Raw genomic sequence first — 17,075 nt, 5'->3', positions numbered from 1 at the left:
TGTCGCCACGGCCCCGCGCGCCGTCGCGGATGCCTCCAGCCTGCGCCGTCTGCTGGGCGTACGTGATCGCAGCAGTGACGCCGCACCGGCCAGTCGCGCACGCGCACTTGACCGCCACCTGCCGGGCAACGAGATCGCACCGGGCCTGCACCTGATCGAATCCTTCGTGCCGCAGGACATCCCGTCGGTACCGCTGTCACTGGCCTTCGCCAAGCGCGAGACCGAGCACGTGTCACCGCGTGACCTGATGTTCTTCGATACCGAAACCACCGGCCTGGCCGGTGGTACCGGCACGCGCGCCTTCATGATCGGCGCGGCGGACTGGCATGTGGATCCGACACGCGGGGCGGGGCTGCGCATCCGCCAGTTGATGATCTCCACCATGGCGGCAGAAGCCGAGATGCTGCGTACCTTCACCGGTTGGCTGTCGCCGGGCACGGTGTTTTCCAGCTACAACGGACGCAGTTATGACGCGCCCCTGCTGAAAACGCGGTACCGGCTGGCGCGACAGGGCGATCCGATCACCCCGCTGGACCATGTCGACCTGCTGTATCCAACGCGCCGGCGCTATCGCGGGGTATGGGAAAACTGCCGCCTGGCCACCATTGAGCGTCAACTGCTGAAGATCGTCCGCGAGGACGACCTGCCCGGGTCGGAAGCTCCGTCGGCGTGGCTGCGCTACCTGCGCGGCGGCGATGCGGTGAACCTGCGCCGCGTGGCCGAACACAACCACCAGGACGTGGTGACCTTGGCCCTGCTGATGCAGCGGCTGGTGCACGAAGAAGCACAGGACCGGCAGACGCTCGCGCTGGCCGGCGAGTAGGTCAGTGCGGCTTGCGGCGGAACAACGTACGCAATCCGGCGGAAACACGCTGTGGCGGCGCCGGACGTCCTGGACGATCACCGGGAACGCCCGCAGCCGGCCCGTTCCGTTCCTCGATCCGTTTGACGATGTCCTGCTGCGCGATGGTTGATTCCAGATCGGACGCCAGCGCATCCACGGCCGCCAGCAGCCGCTGCATGTCATTGTCCGGATCGGTGTAGAACCAGTCGATGCGGAATCGCAGGGTCGATCCGAACTGCTCTCCAATGGGTGGCAATGCGAGGCTGCGCACCTGCATGGCGGCGCCCGCACGGGCCGCATCACGCACCCACCACGATACGAATTCCAGACCGAGCAGCCCGCGTACGCCCTCCTCCAGCGCGAAGTCCATGCAGATGACCAGCTCATCCGCACGCCCGCCTGCGGTACGTTTCATCGCACCCAGTGGCAGATCCGCATAGGGCAGCAGCGAGAAGTCATCGGCGGTCAGATCACCCACGTCCATCTTCTGCACCGACACTTCCCTGAGGCCCGGAATGCTTGCCAAGGCAGCATTGAGCCGGATGACCTGTTCCACCACGAGTGACCTTCCGTTCTTCGACACGAGCAACCGCCAGCGTAATGGAAACGGCCTGCGTTCATCAGCCGATAGCGGTTTGACTCCCTGTTTACGCCGGATGGCGCCTGATGGAACAGTTCCTCATCCAATCGACCTGGGAGATCCACGATGCTATCGAACCGCTGGTTGTTGCTCGGCTCTTTGTTGCCGCTCACCGCATGCAGCAGCGCTGCGCCGGGCATGGATCCCCCCGCTGGCGATCCCAAGCCCCACGTAGCGGGCGGCGAGGGCCATCAGTGTCGTCCGGATACATTGGAGGCGCTGGTGGGCAAGACCGCCAGCGAAGAGGTCATCGCGAAAGCCGTGCGGGATTCGGGGGCGCGCAATGCCCGCGTAGTGAAGCCGGGCATGGCGGTGACGATGGATTTCCGCGAGGATCGGCTGACGATCCGCGTGGATGAGGCCAACAAGATCGAGGGCGCCAGCTGCGGCTGACGTTACGTTGCAACGGTGCCAGGGTCCGGTCCCTTCCGCACAGTGCGAAAGGGACCTCCCACCTGCGCCTCAGAGTCGCTGCGCTCGCCCGTCCTGCAGCGCCTGGGCCATGATTTTTTCGGCTTCGCGTGCCGCCCGTGCATGCGCCTGCGATTGCCGCTGACCCAGCGCAGCCTGCTCCGCGCCCAGTGATGCTTGGCGTTGTGCCAGCGTGGCGAGTTCCGCATTCCCGCGCGCGTCTTTCGCGGCACGACTGGCCTCGAGGGAGGCACGTGCTGCTTCCGCAGCGGCATCGCGGTTGATGTCCGTGCTGTGGCGGACGGCACGCAGCGCCTCTTCCCGCGCCACCATCGCCACAGCGCGCGCCTGCTCGCCGGTGCGCCGGCCAAGCTCACCCTGCTGTCGGCCTAGCTTCGCCTGCTCGGTGCCGATCCGCGCCGCATCCGCATAGGCCTCCTGCATCTTCAGCAGCAGGGTGCGGTCACGTACCACGTAGCGCTCTGTTCCCTGACGGAACCAGAACGCCTGCGAATCGGCACCCAGATCCCGGCGTGCCTGTTTCACGTCGTCCATTGCACCGTGGGCGTAGCTCGCGTTGCCGTCGAGCAGCACATAGGCGCGGTCCGGGCGCTTGCCCAGGTCCAGCTCGCCGTGGGTGATCATGCTGAGGCTGTCGTCATCACTACCCCGCATGATCGTGGTGGTGCTCGTCGTTTTCTCGTGCACTGTGGCAGGTGCAGCCGGTGCTGCAGGGGCAGGTGGTGCGGCAGGCAGGTCGATTGCCGGGGGCGCGGCGGGGGCTGGCGGTGCGGCCGGCGGTGGCGCTGGTGGCACGGGAGCATTTGGTGCAGCCGGCGCAGCGGGTGGTGCGGGCGGCGGCGGCGCAGCGACCAGACGCATCGGCAGCACGCCGATGGCCAGCACCGCAACAGTGAGCGCCACCGCGACCGCCTTCGGGCAGGCGTGCCGCTGCTGCAATGACAGCAGCCGGCGTTTCAGGCTGGCCGTGCTCGGCGCGGCGCTGGCAACGCCCAGATGCGGCCGCGGCATCACGCCCAGCTGCAGCAACAAGCGCCCGTAATCCTGGCGGCGCTCGCTGCGCCCCTCGACAACCGCCGCGTCCACTGCTTCTTCGCGGGCCTGCGCATATTCCCGCACGGCCAAACGCAGCAGCGGATGGAAGAAGAACAGGTGCTGCGCCACGGCGGGCAGCAGTCCCCACTGCAGGTCGTGCCGCTGCAGATGCTGCAGTTCGTGGGTCAGTGCCAGGTCCAGTGCATCACCTTGCAGCGCACGCGCGCCAGCAGGCAGCAGCAGCACCGGGCGCAACGGGCCGACCACCTGCGGTGCATCGATCTGTGCGCTCATCCAGAGCCGGGGGGCACGGCGCAGGCCATGCGCTTCGGCCGCCAAGTGCAGCGCCTCCACCAGCGTCTGGTCCGCGCACGGCTGTGCGGCAGCCATCAGGGCCCGAGTGCGCCGCCACTCGGCGGCCGTGCGCCAGGCCATGGCCAGCACACCGCTGATCCACAGCGCAGCAAGGACCTGCGCCCACCACGGCGCAGCGCCGATGGCAGCGCTGGACACCGTGTCGATAGCGCTGACCACCTGCGCTGTCGGCAGCGCCGGCGCGTGGGTGTACGCGACGTCGGTGCCGGCAATGAAGATGTCGGCTGCCAGCGCAGGCGCGGGCAGCACCGCCAGCTGCAACGGCTGGGCCCAGAACAGCCCGGCCACTGCCTGCAGCGACACCAGCCACCACAGGCGGCAGCGCGTGGCCGCGCCCAGCGAAGGCACCAGCCGGCACACCGCCCACACCAGCCCAACCAGCAACGCGGTCTGCACGCTGGTCCAGGCCAGTCGCTCCACGATCGTGATCACGGTCGTATCCATGGCTCAGCCCTCCTGCCGGCGTGATTGCAGCTGTTCGACCAGGGCTTCCAGCTCGGCCAGTTCATCGTCACTCACCTGCTCGCGCTGCGACAGGTAGGCCACGAACGGCGATACCGAGCCCTGCAGGGTGCGATCGACGAACTGCGCGATAGCCCCTTGGACCACGCTGTCCTGTGCGGCGGTGGACTGGTAGCGGTACATGCCGTCAGCCTGCTGGCGACGCAGATAGTTCTTGCCACGCAGCCGCTCCATCATCGTCAGCACGGTGGAACGCGCCAGGCCGCGCGGCTCGCCGAAGCCCACCGCCACTTCACCGACGCTGGGCGTCCCGATTTCATCGATGTACTGCAGCAGGGCCAGTTCCTGGTCCCCGATCGTCTTACGGCGCATGACACGTCCCTGGTTGACTACACGTGTCGCTACCGTGCCCGTAGCGACAACTGTAGTCAACCCCCCGGAGGTCATGGACCGACGAACGGTCCGGTCAGCGCCCTTCTACGAATGGGTCGTCATCGCAGTCGATGGGCTTGCCGTCACAGGGCCACATGGCCGCCGTTACTTTCTGTCGGACCTCGAAATGGTCACCCGCCCACACCAGGAATCCGCCATGCACCAGCCCTCCGTGATCGAACGTGCGGTTGTCCAGAACCAGTTCTTGATCAGGATCGGCCTCTGCAACCCATCTGATGACGGGTACTCGATCCAGCTTGCGGACCTGTGCAAAGAGCTCACTCGCTCCCTGGTCCACATACTTCTTCATCGCCTTCTCATCCGGGAAGCCGCCACGGGCAAGAATTGTCGCAGTTACATCTTCGGGTGCACGACCGTCCTTGGAAATGTAGGCCCGCATCCCGACTGTCCATGCCGGGCAGCCGTTCAACTGGGCCAGGTAACCGGTTGTGCCTTCGGTACCGGCGAATGAGCGTATCCAATAACGAAAGTTTGACCCGCTGCGATCAGTGACCATGAAGTCGGATCGACCTCCTTGGGTTGGAATCGTAAAGATCTGGTGCTTGGATGAATCATCCCCTACGCACTGCAGATGCTTCAGCACAGCCTTTGCCTCCACCGGCAGTGTTCCGTGGATTCCCCCACGCCTGCCAGAGCCCGAAGCTGAAGGAAGTGGAGGCAGCCCGTGATCGCTATGAACAGCTCTGATAATAGGTTCTGGGGTTGACCCCGTCCCCATGGCGAGCGACGAAGCTGGCGCACTCGCGAGAAACGAAGCGAAGCAGATGCTTACGATTGGCAGAGAGATTTTTGACGCTCGCGCGGGCTTGATAAACATATTCAATGTCCTCTCCGCATTATTGCTTTGGCTTGATGCATAGCACTGTCAGCCGTGTGGGTCGCCCGTCACCAGCAGGACTACGCCACCGATGTAGCTGAAGCGGCTGGGTGCGGCAAGGAACACGTACGCCGGCGACAGTTCTTCCGGCATGCGCGGCATGGCCCATTTCGCTGTCCTGGCGCTACTGACCGTGATGCCGATGACTTGTCAACTCCGCATGTGTCGATCACTGATGCGAGGTCGACCCCACACGCTTTCAAGCGAGGTTCAAGGGCCTTCCAAAAATGGATCGTCGATACACTCGGGAGCCTTAGGGTTCTCGCACAGCCACAGGGCGGCCGACACTTTCTGCTTTACCTCGAAGTCTTCGCCCGTCCACACCAAGAATCCGCCATGGACATAGTTTCCGCGGCCGAAGGTACGCCTATCCGTTCGAAGTCCACGATCAGGATCAGCCTCTGCATACCACCGTACGAGAGGTACGCGACCCAGCTTTTCAAACTGGGCGAAAAGCTCACTCGCTCCTTGGTCCACGTACTTTTTCATTGCCTTCTGGTCTGGAAAGCCGCCACGCGCAAGGATCGTAGCAGTGACGTCGTCGGGTACACCACCGTCCTTGGCGATGTAGGCCCGCATCCCGACTGTCCACGCCGGACAGCCGTTCAATTGGGCGAGGTATCCAGTCGTGCCTCCAGTGCCAGCGAATGAACGTATCCAATAGTGAAAGCGGGAGTCACTACGATCGGTGACCATGAAGTCGGTCTTACCGTCTTGACCAGGTATCTGAAAAACTTTCGCCGTGGTCGGATTGCCGACTTTGCAGTCCAGCTGCTCAAGTACGACCTTCGCCTCCGGTGGCAACGTACCGTAGGATCCGCCCCTTATCGCGCTTCCCGAAGGTTCCGGGAGCGGTGGAAGCCCATGGTCCGATACGGTTCGTGGAACAGAGGAGGGGCGGGCCCGAGTGTCCTCAGCAATCGCCGAGCAGTTGCTGTTGGCGATGACAAGGATGACCAAGAGATCCAATCTGATACGGCCAACGATCATTTCTAGTGGCCTCCCATCGCAGGCGCGTTGTGTTGATGTAATGATTGGTCTACATCCGGTATCGGCTGAGCCTGCCCTCCCGCCTGCTGCTGTAGCAGTTGAAGGCTGGTGTTTGCCGGCGTTTCGATCACTACCGCGGCGTTTACCCCTACACGAAGCGCTGCGGGATCGGTTGGCGTGCCCTGTACCAGAAACAATGTTTCTCCGGCACTGCGATCACCCACGGCATTACTGCTCACTATCTGATCGACGCGGGTCATTCCTGCCGACTTTGCTTCTACCAGCAGCCGCAAACTGGAGTCATCAGCCCGCTCTGCGTACTGGCCTCCCATCTCCGTCAATCGGGTGCTGATCTGCTGCTGCATTGCATGGTCGCGATGCTGCGGATCACGAGGATCATCAGCTTGACGAGCTGGATGATCATCCAGTGTGCGCGATGGACTTGGGATTACGGTGGTGAGCACGTATTGCCAGCGGTCCTGGTCAGGCGTTCCTCGAACGACAGCCACAAACGCATCGTATTCGTCCTTTCCAACAGTCTGGCAACCAGCCGAATAGGTGTTGCGCGCACTTCCACGATGGATTTTGAAGGTATCGTTAAGGTCCTGCACACCGTTGATATCGCGCGCATCGAACCAGCCATCACCGTTGGTGTCGCGCTCTACACGCTTCGAACCCTCAGCAACTGCCGCCCTCGTGGGACGCAATGAGAACTCATCCGCCATTTTGAAACGGGGATGGGTGGTCTCGCGCATCTCCGTGGTTCCCTCCGCCAGTCGTCCCATGTCTCTCACCCGGTCCGCATTGACATCTTCACCCTCGGTCTTCGTCCGTGTGATTACGTCAGCAAAACCAGCGCTGGGCGGAGTGGTCTTGGCGTGGCCGTCGTATTGGGCGGATGGCTCGGTAGTAGTTTCGAGGAACTCACGTACGTGTCCCTGCCCTTCCGCGTCGCGCCAGAGCACTACGATGCGATCATCGTAATCGCCTCGGCCTCTCTTCACGGTCGTACGGGTCTCCTTCCGCAACCCCAGAATCACCCGATCCTGCGTCTCCATGGCTTCCTGTGCAGCGGCGTTGCCACGTAGCTCCACCATGCTTCCGTACACATCATGCTGCTGGGCTTGGCTCAGCGTGGCGGTTTCGGTAGACGTCGGCATCCGCGGCGGTCGCGACGCCACGCGCAAGCGCTCCAGCATCGGCGTGACGGTGGCCCTGTCCGCCGCTACAACGCCTCCCGCTTGCCCCAGCGCCTCAAGCTCCGGCGCCGCACGCACCGCGACATAGCGCTCCAGCGCTTCCTGCACGACGAGCGCCTGCGCGTCCCGCAGTGTCTGCAGCTGCGCGGCGGCCTCCCGTGCACGCTGCGAACGCAGAAGCGCCACTACGTCATCCGCAGCGGCGCTGATGTTGATCTCGGTCATGCGTCAAACCTCCACCCCCCTGAAGCCGGAGCTTCACGCTAGCGACGCGGCGCAGGGGGTGGGTTTGACCAGGGGCACACTCTGGCGTGTTGGCGTCAGCGCCCTCTCAGCGGCGAGAGGAAGCCGACGGTGCCTGTCGCGGTCAGCCGTGCGGGCCGCCCATCACCGGCAGCACCACGCCGCTGATATAGCTGGAGCAGCTGGGTGCGGCAAGGAAGACGTACGCGGGCGACAACTCTTCCGGCTGCGCGGCGCGGCCCATGTCGCTGTTCTGGCCAAATTCGCCGACATCCGGTGCTTCTTTGTCAGCCGGGTTCAATGGGGTCCACACCGGACCCGGTGCAACGCAGTTGACCCGGATGCCACGTGGCAACAGCTGGCTGGCCAGCGCCTTGGTGAACGCGTGGATCGCGCCCTTGGTCGCCGAGTAATCGATCAGCGATTTGCTGCCGAACAAGCCCGTTTCAGAGCCCGAGTTGACGATGCTCGATCCTTCACCCAGATGCGGTAGCACCGCCCGCGCCATCTGGATGTAGCCACCGATATTGGTCTGCAGCGTTTCCTGCAGGTGCGCGTCATCCAGGTCTTCGAGGCGATGGCAGTGCAGCTGGAACGCGGCGTTGTTGACCAGGATATCTATACCGCCGAACGCCTTGGCGACCTGCTTCACTGCGCGGTTGCAGAACTTCGGATCGCGCACGTCACCGGCAATGACAATGCAGCGTCCCCCTTCCTGTTCGACATGCTGACGGGTGACGTCGGCATCTTCGTGCTCATCGAGGTGCAGTACGGCTACGTCGGCCCCCTCGCGGGCATACAACACCGCCACTGCTCGGCCGATGCCGGAGTCACCGCCGGTCACGATCGCGCGCAGTCCCTTCAGCTTCCCGCTGCCGACGTAATCCGGGGCGAGGAAGCGTGGCGACAGGGAAAGCTCATGCTCGTTGCCGGGCTTGGCGATGGTCTGGGCGGGCATCTTGGTCGGCTGCTTGCGTGCACCGGCCTGAGTGACTTTCTTCTTGGCGGCCTTCTTGCTGGCGCGAACATCCTTTGCCTTTTCCTGATCCTGCAGACGGCGCTGACGTGCAGCAACGCGGGCGCCGCGCTCGTCGGTGGCGGCTGTCTTGCGGGTGGCGGTCTTGACTACCCGCTTGCGTGCGGCGGTTTCGGCAGGGGCGGCTGCGGTGGCACGGGTGCCCTTGCGGACCTTCGGGGTGGCTTTCTGGCGGGCGGGAGCTTTCTTCGTGGTGGTGGTCTTGGCGGTTGCCATGAGATCTCCTTTCGACACGGATTTACCAACACGTGCCGCATGAGAACCGCGGGGCATTGCGCCGCGCTACCGGTGAAGCGACACGTCAGGAACGTGCAACCAGTGTGGACATCCCGACTTCCACTGCCAGTGAATGCAACGTGCCCACCGTGTGCAGGCGTTCATCCTGGCACCACGCGCGACACGGCACGCTAGGCACCTCAACAACACTGGAGCTGCACCGATGATCCGTTATCTGAGCGTGGCCGCGATGGCCGTTTCCCTGGCCGCCTGCAGCAGCACGCCAATGGCCCAGGTCCAGCCCATCGACGGCGTGATTTCCGGCCAGTGCCACCTGGACAAGGTGCAGGGCGCGGTTGGGTTGGCGGCCTCAGCGGCCACCGTAGAACGGGCCCGCGTGGACAGTGACAGCCTGCAGGTGCAGGTGCTGCGGGGCACGCTTGAGCGCAGCGGCCCGACCGCCAGCGGCAGTGCGGATCCGGCGGCCGGTGCGGCGCATCAGGGCGGCGAGCGGCTGACCATCGAAACCGGCCGCACCAACAACATCACCGCTATTTACTGCGGCTGAGTTTCTTGCTGACCCGGCGTGCCCTGCGCAGGTAGCGCAGGGTCGCCTGCTCCCACTGCCGCGGCCCACGCAACCCGGCCAGCGCAGTCAGCTCACCGCGCTCCCAGCCGTCGAACACGCTGGGATCGATGTACGCCTTGCGGCACACCGCGGGCGTGTTCCCCAACAGGTCCGCCACTTTGCACACCACCTCGCGTTGCGCGGCGGCCAGCGCCGTCTTGCTGGCCGGCTCCGGCAGCTCCGTTACGGCGAACACGCGGAGGGCTTCGACGGTGCCACCCCAGGTGCGGAAATCCTTGGCGGTGAACTCTTCGCCCATCACCTCACGCAGGTAGTCGTTCACTTCACCGGAGTCCACCGGCTGCACGGTGCCATCGTCGTCGCGATACTGGAACAGCGCCTGGCCGGGCAGCTGCTGGATCCGCCGCACCTGTTTGGCCAGTTGTTTGTCGCCGATCTCCACCTCGTGATGCTGGCCGGATTTGCCACGGAAACGCATCTGTACCCGGCCTCCGGACACCAGCGCCAAGTGACGATTTCGCAGGGTGGTCAGGCCGAAGGATTTGTTCTCCCGCGCATAGGTTTCGTTGCCCACGCGCACCAGCGTATCGGCCAACAGCGCCACGACAATGGCCAGCACTTTCTCCCGCGGGAAGCCGCTGCGCCGCAGATCCTGACCCAGCCGCCGACGCAGTTTCGGCAACGCCTCACCGAAGGCGATGGTGCGATCGAACTTGCCCGCCCCGCGAACCCGCGCCCACTCGGCGTGATAGCGGTATTGCTTGCGGCCCCGGGCATCGCGGCCGGTTGCCTGCAAGTGGCCGTTGGGCCAGCTGCATATCCACACATCGGTATAGGCCGGCGGCACCGCCAGCGAGCGGATGCGGGCCAAGGTCTCCGCGTCGCGCACAGCGTGGCCATCGGCATCGCGGTAGGCGAATCCCTTGCCGGCACGGCGACGCCGGAAGCCGGGCTGGCTGTCATCGACATAGCGCAGGCCGGCGGCACGGGCGGCGGTTTTTTCAGGGGTTACAGGCGTCTGGCTCATGGCGGGCAGTGTGGCGGGGGCGAGTGCGAGGCGGCGTCAATAACGCAACACGAACACGTCAGCGGCCATCAGCCGGTATGCTCACGCATTCGTCACCCCGTACGCTTATGGAGTCCGCATGTCGTTCCTGCAGTTCTCTCGCCCCTTCCTGATCCTGCTCCCCGCTACGCTGTTCTTGGCCGCCTGCTCGGCGCCGCCGATGGACGAACAGGACGCCGTTACCGCCCAGGCGCAACAAGCCGCCGAAAGCGCGACCGCGCCCACCGATGAAACCGGCAAGGCGACCGAAGCGCCGCCTGTCGGCAACTGTGATGCCACCCAGGTGCAGAGCCTGGTCGGCCAGCCGTTCACCGATGAACTCGGTGGCCAGGCCCAGCAGGATGCGGCGGCGCGTGACCTCCGCGTGCTGCGTCCCGGCGACATGACCACGATGGAATTCGTGGGCGAGCGCCTGAATGTGGAAGTGGACGAAAAGAACGTGGTCACCGGCGTCCGCTGCGGTTGATTTCCTGAGCGCTGGCAAGCACTTGCCAGCGCCTTGGTTGCGCGTGCAACCGTGTGTTGCGGCATTGCACCATCTATGATCTAGTCAAAGTATCCGGTGGCCTCCTGATACACGCTCCAAGGATTGGGCGGGGGCAAGTGTCGCCGCTCACCTGACGACGAGGCAAAGATGGCCCCCCGCAACCGCCAAGGGCTTTACAACCCGCAACATGAGCGCGATGCCTGTGGTTTTGGCATGGTGGCCCAGCTTGATGACCAGCCCTCGCGGCTGCTGGTGGACACCGCGATCGCCGCGCTTTCGCGGATGACCCACCGCGGTGGCGTGGCCGCCGATGGCGTGACCGGTGATGGCTGCGGCTTGCTGCTGCGCCGGCCGCAGGCGTTCCTGAAGGCCATCGCCAGCGAGGCCGGCATCCGCGTCGGCGAGCGTTTCGCGGCCGGCGTGGTGTTCCTGCCACACGACGAAGCCGCTGCTGCAGCGTGCCGCACTGCCCTGGAAGCCGAGCTGGTCAAGGCCGGCACCCAGCCGCGCGGTTGGCGCGTGGTGCCCACCGATGACAGCGTCTGCGGGCAACTGGCACGCGACACCCTGCCGCACATCGAGCAGATCTTCGTCGATGCCGGCGATGCACAGGACAACGCGGCCTTTACCCTGGCACTGTTCCTGGCCCGTCGCCGCAGCGAGCAGACGCTGCGCGAGCACGCCGATTACTACGTCACTACGCTCAGCCCGAATGCCATCAGCTACAAGGGCATGGTGCTGCCGGACAAGCTGTCGCGGTTCTTCCTGGACCTGCAGCGCAGTGACCTGGCCTCCAGCGCCATCGTGTTCCACCAGCGCTTCTCCACCAATACGCTGCCGCGCTGGCCGCTGGCGCATCCCTTCCGCATGCTTGCCCACAACGGTGAAATCAACACCATCGAAGGCAACCGGCGCTGGGCGCAGGCGCGCAGCAAGGTCTGGAAGACGCCGCGCTTCGACATCGGCGAGTTCGATCCGGTGATCTCCATGCACGGCTCGGATTCGCAGAGTTTGGACAACATGCTCGAGCTGATGGTCAGCGCGGGCATGGAGCTGATCCAGGCGCTGCGCATCCTGGTGCCGCCGGCGACCCAGTCGCTGGAGTTCAAGGATCCCGACCTGGCCGCGTTCTACGAATTCCATGGCCTCAACAGCGAACCGTGGGACGGCCCGGCCGGCATCGTGGCCTGCGATGAGCGCTATGCGGTGTGCACCCTGGACCGCAACGGCCTGCGTCCGGCGCGCTGGATGCTGACCTCCGACCGCCACTTCCTGGTGGCGTCCGAGGCGGGCGTGTGGGAAGTGCCGACCGAGCGCGTGGTTCGCAAGGGCAAGCTGGGCCCGGGCGAGATGATGGCCATCGATCTCAAGCGCGGTGACCTGTTGGATTCGGATGCGGTAGACCGCATCAACCGCGGTCGCGCACCGTACAAGCAGTGGCTGCAGCAGGGCGTGACCTACCTGCAGACCGAGCTGATCGACCCTTCGTTGGTGGAGGAGCCGTTCGACGCGCGCACCCTGCGCAGTTATCACAAGCTGTACCAGCTCAGCACCGAAGAGGTGGAGCAGGTGCTGCGGCCGCTGGCCGAAACCGAACAGGAAGCCACCGGCTCGATGGGCGACGACACGCCGATGGCGGTGTTGAGCCAACGCAGCCGCCCGCTGTACGACTATTTCCGCCAGGCGTTCGCGCAGGTCACCAACCCGCCGATCGATCCGCTGCGCGAAGACTGCGCGATGTCCCTGTCCACCCAGTTGGGCAAGGAGACCAACATCTTCCATGCGGGCGCGGAGACCGTTAACCACGTCATCCTCAATTCGCCGGTGCTCAGCCAGCGCAAGCTGCGCCAGCTGCTGAAGATGGAGCAGTACGTCGACGCCAACCGGCTGATCGATCTGTCCTACAGCGAGGAAGAAGGCCTGCGGGCTGGCATCGAGCGCATCTGCGCCGAAGCCGAGCAGGCCGCGCGCGAGGGCATCGTCATGCTGCTGCTGTCCGACCGCTACCCGGTCACGGACCGGCCGATGGTGCATGCCCTGCTCGCTACGAGCGCGGTACACCACCATCTGTGCAACACCGGGCTGCGCTGCGACGTTAACCTGATCCTGGAAACCGGCACCGCACGCGACCCGCATCACATGGCCTGCCTGTTGGGCTTCGGCGCCACTGCGGTGTATCCGTACCTGGCGTACCAGACGCTGTTCGACCTCGGCCGTCGCGGCATCCTGAAGCTGAGCAAGGGCGGCGAGCAGTCGCAGATTGGTCGGCGTTACCGCAAGGGCGTGTACAAGGGCCTGTCGAAGATCATTTCCAAGATGGGCATCTGCACGGTGGCCAGTTACCGGGGCGCGCAGTTGTTCGAGATCGTCGGGCTGGAGCCGGACGTGGTGGACCTGTGCTTCCCGGAAACGCCGTCGCGCGTGGGCGGTGTCAGCTTCGCGCGGCTGGATGCAGAAGCCCGCGAGCTGACCGTACAGGCCTGGGATGACCAAGTGCAGCCGGACGTCGGCGGCCTACTGAAATACGTGCACGGCGGCGAGTACCACATGTACAACCCGGACGTGGTCATGAGCCTGCAGCGCGCGTCGCGCTCGGGCGATCCGGCGCACTGGCAGGCGTACTGCGATGCGGTGCACGCCCGTCCGCCATCGGCACTGCGCGATCTGCTGCAACTGGTACCTGCCACGACACCGACGCCGCTGGATGACGTGGCGCCGGCCAGCGAGCTGTTCCCGCGCTTCGATACGGCCGCGATCAGCCTGGGCGCGTTGTCGCCGGAAGCGCACGAAGCGCTGGCGATCGCGATGAACCGTCTGGGTGGACGCAGCAACTCCGGCGAAGGCGGCGAAGATCCGGCCCGCTACGGCACGGAGAAGCGCTCCAAGATCAAGCAGGTGGCGTCCGGACGCTTCGGCGTCACCGCCGAGTACCTGGTCAACGCCGAAGTGCTGCAGATCAAGGTGGCCCAAGGGGCAAAGCCGGGCGAAGGCGGACAGCTGCCCGGCCACAAGGTCAACGAACTGATCGCACGGCTGCGCTATGCCAAGCCGGGCATCGGCCTGATCTCACCACCGCCCCACCACGACATCTATTCCATCGAAGACCTGGCCCAGCTGATCTACGACCTCAAGCAGGTCAATCCGACCGCGTTGGTGTCGGTGAAGCTGGTCAGCCATGCAGGTGTGGGCACGATTGCCGCCGGTGTGGTCAAGGCGGGCGCGGACCTGATCACCATTTCCGGCCACGACGGCGGCACCGGTGCATCGCCGGTCAGTTCCATCCGGTATGCCGGCGTGCCGTGGGAACTGGGCGTGGCCGAAGCGCATCAGGCGCTGGTCGGCAACGATCTGCGCGCCCGCACCATCCTGCAGACCGATGGCGGACTGAAGACCGGACTGGACGTGGTCAAGGCCGCGATCCTCGGCGCGGACAGCTTCGGCTTCGGCACCGGCCCGATGATCGTGCTGGGCTGCAAGTACCTGCGCATCTGCCATCTGAACAACTGCGCCACCGGCGTGGCCACGCAGGACGAGCGCCTGCGCGAGCAGTATTTCACCGGCCAACCCGAACGCGTGGAAAACTTCTTCAAGCTGCTGGCGGAAGAAGTACGCGGCTGGCTGTCCTACCTGGGCGTGCGTTCGCTGCAGGAGATCGTGGGCCGCACCGAACTGCTGCGCCAGATCGATACCGCACCGCGCGAAGGCGTGCGCGTGGATCTGTCGCGCCTGCTGGTGGATGCCAGTTACGAGGGCAGCCACTGCGCGGCGCAGCGCCTGTACGAATCGCCGGACAGCCTGGCCACGCAGATGGATGGCCTGTTGGCCGATGCCATCGCCCACAAGCGCGGCGGCGACCACCGCTTCCTGATCCACAATACCGACCGCAGCATCGGCACCCGCCTGTCGGGCACCATTGCCCGCGCACATGGCAACCAGGGCATGGCCGACGCCCCGCTGGAGCTGCGCTTCCGCGGCACCGCCGGGCAGAGCTTCGGTGCCTTCAATGTGGGTGGCCTGCACCTTGAAGTGGAAGGCGAAGCCAACGATTACGTCGGCAAGGGCATGGCCGGCGGCCGGCTGGTGGTGCGTCCGCCGCGTGGCGCGCGCTTCGAAGCACGCAGCACGGCGATCATCGGCAACACCTGCCTGTATGGCGCGACCGGCGGCGAACTCTTCGCCGCAGGGCGTGCAGGCGAACGGTTCGCGGTCCGTAATTCGGGTGCACTGGCGGTGATCGAAGGCGCCGGTGACCACTGCTGCGAATACATGACCGACGGCGTGGTGCTGGTGCTGGGCAAGGTGGGCCTGAACTTCGGCGCGGGCTTTACCGGTGGCCTGGCCTACGTGCTCGACGTGGACCGTGATTTCGTCGACCGCTACAACCACGAGCTGATCGACATCCACCGCGTGTCGGCGGAGGGCTTCGAGAACTATCGTCAGCACCTGCATCGCCTGATCAGCCGTCATCGCGAACTGACCGGCAGCATCTGGGCGCAGCAGATCATGGACGAGTTCCGCGATTACATCGGCAAGTTCTGGCTGGTGAAGCCCAAGGCCGCGAGTATTGAATCGCTGACCGAAACCCTGCGTCGCGCCGCATGACCGCGCCCTTTCCACTGGTGCTGCCGGTCACTGACCCGCCGCACCTCCACGCCGACAGGCAGAGCACGCCATGAGCCGCAAGCACGCATTCCAGTTCCTCGACCTGCCCCGGACGATGCCGCAGCGCATCCCGGTCGAACTGCGCACCTCCGGCGACTGGGGTGAGCTGTACGGCAAGTTCGGCAAGGAAGAAGCTCAGTTCCAGGCCGGCCGCTGCCTGGACTGCGGCAATCCGTACTGCAGCTGGAAGTGCCCGGTACACAACGCCATTCCGCAGTGGCTGCAGCTGGTGCAGGAAAACCGCATCGAGGAAGCCGCGACGCTGTGCCATAGCACCAATCCCTTGCCGGAAGTGTGTGGCCGCGTGTGCCCGCAGGACCGGTTGTGCGAGGGCAGCTGCACGCTGGAAGAATTCGGTGCGGTGACCATCGGCGCGGTCGAAAAATACATTGTCGATACCGCGCTGGCCCGCGGCTGGCGCCCTGACCTGAGTGCAGTGGAGCCGACCGGCCGCACGGTGGCGGTGATCGGTGCCGGCCCGGCCGGGCTGGCCTGCGCGGATCGGCTGGCGCGCGCCGGCATCACGGCCGTGGTGTACGACCGCTACGAACAGATCGGTGGCCTGCTGCAGTTCGGCATTCCCAGTTTCAAGCTGGACAAGGACGTGATCCGCAAGCGCCGCGAGGTGCTGGAAGGCATGGGCGTGCAGTTCCGGCTGGGCGTGGAGATCGGCCGCGACGTCAGCGTGGACGACCTGCTGCAGCGGCACGATGCGGTGTTCCTGGGCACCGGCGCGTACCGGTATACCGATGGCGGGCTGGATGGGCAGGATCTGAAGGGCGTGCTGCCGGCCCTGCCGTTCCTGGTGCAGAACGCCCGCATCGTCAGCGGTGACAATCCCCAAGGGCGGCCGATCGCCGGCTGGGAAGATCAGATCGCGGTACCGGATCTCAACGGAAAGCGCGTCGTGGTGCTGGGTGGCGGCGATACCGGAATGGACTGCGTGCGCAGTGCGATCCGGCTGGGCGCAGCGAAGGTGACCTGTGCCTACCGCCGCGATGAAGCCAATATGCCCGGCTCGGCGCGCGAGGTCGCCAATGCCCGCGAAGAGGGGGTGCGCTTCCTGTTCAACCGCCAGCCGCTGTCCATTGAAGCCGGCGCGGACGATGAGGCCATCGGCGTGACCGTGGTGGAAACCCGGCTGGCCGAGCCGGATGCCAACGGCCGTCAGGCGGCGGTCGCGATCGAGGGCAGCGAATCGCTGCTGGAAGCGGACATCGTGATCATCGCGTTCGGCTTCTCGCCCAGTGCACCGGACTGGTTGTCCGCGCAGGGCGTGGAAGCGGCCAGCAATGGCCGGCTGCAGGTCGGCGGCAAAGACCGCCTGCCCTTCCAGACCGCTCATCCGCGGCTGTTCGCCGGCGGAGACGCCGTGCGCGGCGCCGACCTGGTAGTGACCGCTGTCGCCGAGGGACGCGACGCCGCCGCCAGCATCGTGCGCCTGCTGGCCAGCTGAGCGCTGGCCAGCG

General features: G+C 65.3%; 13 protein-coding genes and 1 pseudogene. 6 read left to right on the top strand and 8 right to left on the bottom strand.

All coding sequences use genetic code 11. The features are described from left to right. Positions 1-28: 28 nt before the first annotated feature. Positions 29-823 (top strand): annotated as a pseudogene (locus IFT58_RS13835) (ribonuclease H-like domain-containing protein); the annotation flags it as partial. Position 824: 1 nt separating this feature from the next. On the opposite strand, the gene IFT58_RS13830 reads toward IFT58_RS13835, so the two are convergent. Next, positions 825-1,427 carry a hypothetical protein gene (locus tag IFT58_RS13830; protein ID WP_192095537.1) on the bottom strand — a complete coding sequence of 201 codons (603 nt, stop codon included), beginning with the start codon at positions 1,425-1,427 and terminating at the stop codon, positions 825-827. A gap of 195 nt (positions 1,428-1,622) precedes the next feature. Here IFT58_RS13830 and IFT58_RS13825 point away from each other — a divergent pair, with 195 nt between their 5' ends. Further along, entirely contained in the window at positions 1,623-1,877 is a 255-nt protein-coding gene (locus IFT58_RS13825) for an I78 family peptidase inhibitor (protein WP_249405218.1), read from the top strand. Positions 1,878-1,946: 69 nt separating this feature from the next. Here the strand turns inward: IFT58_RS13825 and IFT58_RS13820 are convergent, their stop codons facing one another. From IFT58_RS13820 to IFT58_RS13795, 6 genes are all read right to left on the bottom strand, one after another. Next, on the bottom strand, positions 1,947-3,770 hold the full coding sequence (locus IFT58_RS13820) for a M56 family metallopeptidase (protein WP_192095535.1): 1,824 nt from the start codon (positions 3,768-3,770) through the stop codon (positions 1,947-1,949). A gap of 3 nt (positions 3,771-3,773) precedes the next feature. Further along, positions 3,774-4,160 (bottom strand): BlaI/MecI/CopY family transcriptional regulator, encoded by a 387-nt coding sequence (locus tag IFT58_RS13815; RefSeq protein ID WP_188325620.1) that lies wholly within the window; start codon positions 4,158-4,160, stop codon positions 3,774-3,776. 94 nt (positions 4,161-4,254) lie between these two features. After that, positions 4,255-4,737: a hypothetical protein gene (locus IFT58_RS13810; RefSeq protein WP_249405707.1), complete on the bottom strand. Its 483-nt coding sequence runs from the start codon at positions 4,735-4,737 to the stop codon at positions 4,255-4,257. Between the two features lie 591 nt (positions 4,738-5,328). After that, a complete protein-coding gene (locus tag IFT58_RS13805; RefSeq protein WP_197974632.1) occupies positions 5,329-6,108 on the bottom strand; it encodes a hypothetical protein in 780 nt (259 codons plus the stop codon). A 2-nt stretch (positions 6,109-6,110) separates the two neighbouring features. After that, positions 6,111-7,532 (bottom strand): XVIPCD domain-containing protein, encoded by a 1,422-nt coding sequence (locus tag IFT58_RS13800; protein ID WP_192095533.1) that lies wholly within the window; start codon positions 7,530-7,532, stop codon positions 6,111-6,113. Between the two features lie 142 nt (positions 7,533-7,674). Further along, positions 7,675-8,802 (bottom strand): SDR family oxidoreductase, encoded by a 1,128-nt coding sequence (locus IFT58_RS13795; RefSeq protein ID WP_192095531.1) that lies wholly within the window; start codon positions 8,800-8,802, stop codon positions 7,675-7,677. A gap of 223 nt (positions 8,803-9,025) precedes the next feature. On the opposite strand from IFT58_RS13795, the gene IFT58_RS13790 reads away from it, so the two are divergent. Beyond that, on the top strand, positions 9,026-9,370 hold the full coding sequence (locus IFT58_RS13790) for a hypothetical protein (RefSeq protein ID WP_192081994.1): 345 nt from the start codon (positions 9,026-9,028) through the stop codon (positions 9,368-9,370). On the opposite strand, the gene IFT58_RS13785 is transcribed toward IFT58_RS13790, so the two are convergent. Beyond that, positions 9,354-10,418: a DNA topoisomerase IB gene (locus IFT58_RS13785; protein WP_192095530.1), complete on the bottom strand. Its 1,065-nt coding sequence runs from the start codon at positions 10,416-10,418 to the stop codon at positions 9,354-9,356. The two genes, IFT58_RS13790 and IFT58_RS13785, sit on opposite strands and share 17 nt — an antisense overlap. A 118-nt stretch (positions 10,419-10,536) precedes the next feature. Between IFT58_RS13785 and IFT58_RS13780 the strand changes: the two genes are divergently transcribed. The 3 genes from IFT58_RS13780 (at position 10,537) to IFT58_RS13770 (ending at position 17,062) form a co-directional block, all read left to right on the top strand. Next, the gene (locus IFT58_RS13780; RefSeq protein WP_188325616.1) at positions 10,537-10,923 is read left to right on the top strand and encodes an I78 family peptidase inhibitor; all 387 of its coding nucleotides are present in this window, start codon (positions 10,537-10,539) and stop codon (positions 10,921-10,923) included. 168 nt (positions 10,924-11,091) lie between these two features. Then, entirely contained in the window at positions 11,092-15,546 is a 4,455-nt protein-coding gene (gene gltB / locus IFT58_RS13775) for a glutamate synthase large subunit (protein WP_192095528.1), read from the top strand. Between the two features lie 70 nt (positions 15,547-15,616). After that, positions 15,617-17,062, top strand: a complete 1,446-nt coding sequence (locus IFT58_RS13770) for an FAD-dependent oxidoreductase (protein WP_192081991.1) — start codon at positions 15,617-15,619, stop codon at positions 17,060-17,062. Positions 17,063-17,075 lie beyond the last annotated feature (13 nt).

The sequence above is a fragment of the Stenotrophomonas sp. CFBP 13718 genome (genome assembly GCF_014842145.1).
Lineage (GTDB): Bacteria > Pseudomonadota > Gammaproteobacteria > Xanthomonadales > Xanthomonadaceae > Stenotrophomonas.
Note: the sequence above shows the minus strand (reverse complement) of the source record. Positions and strands in the feature narration are given on the sequence as shown.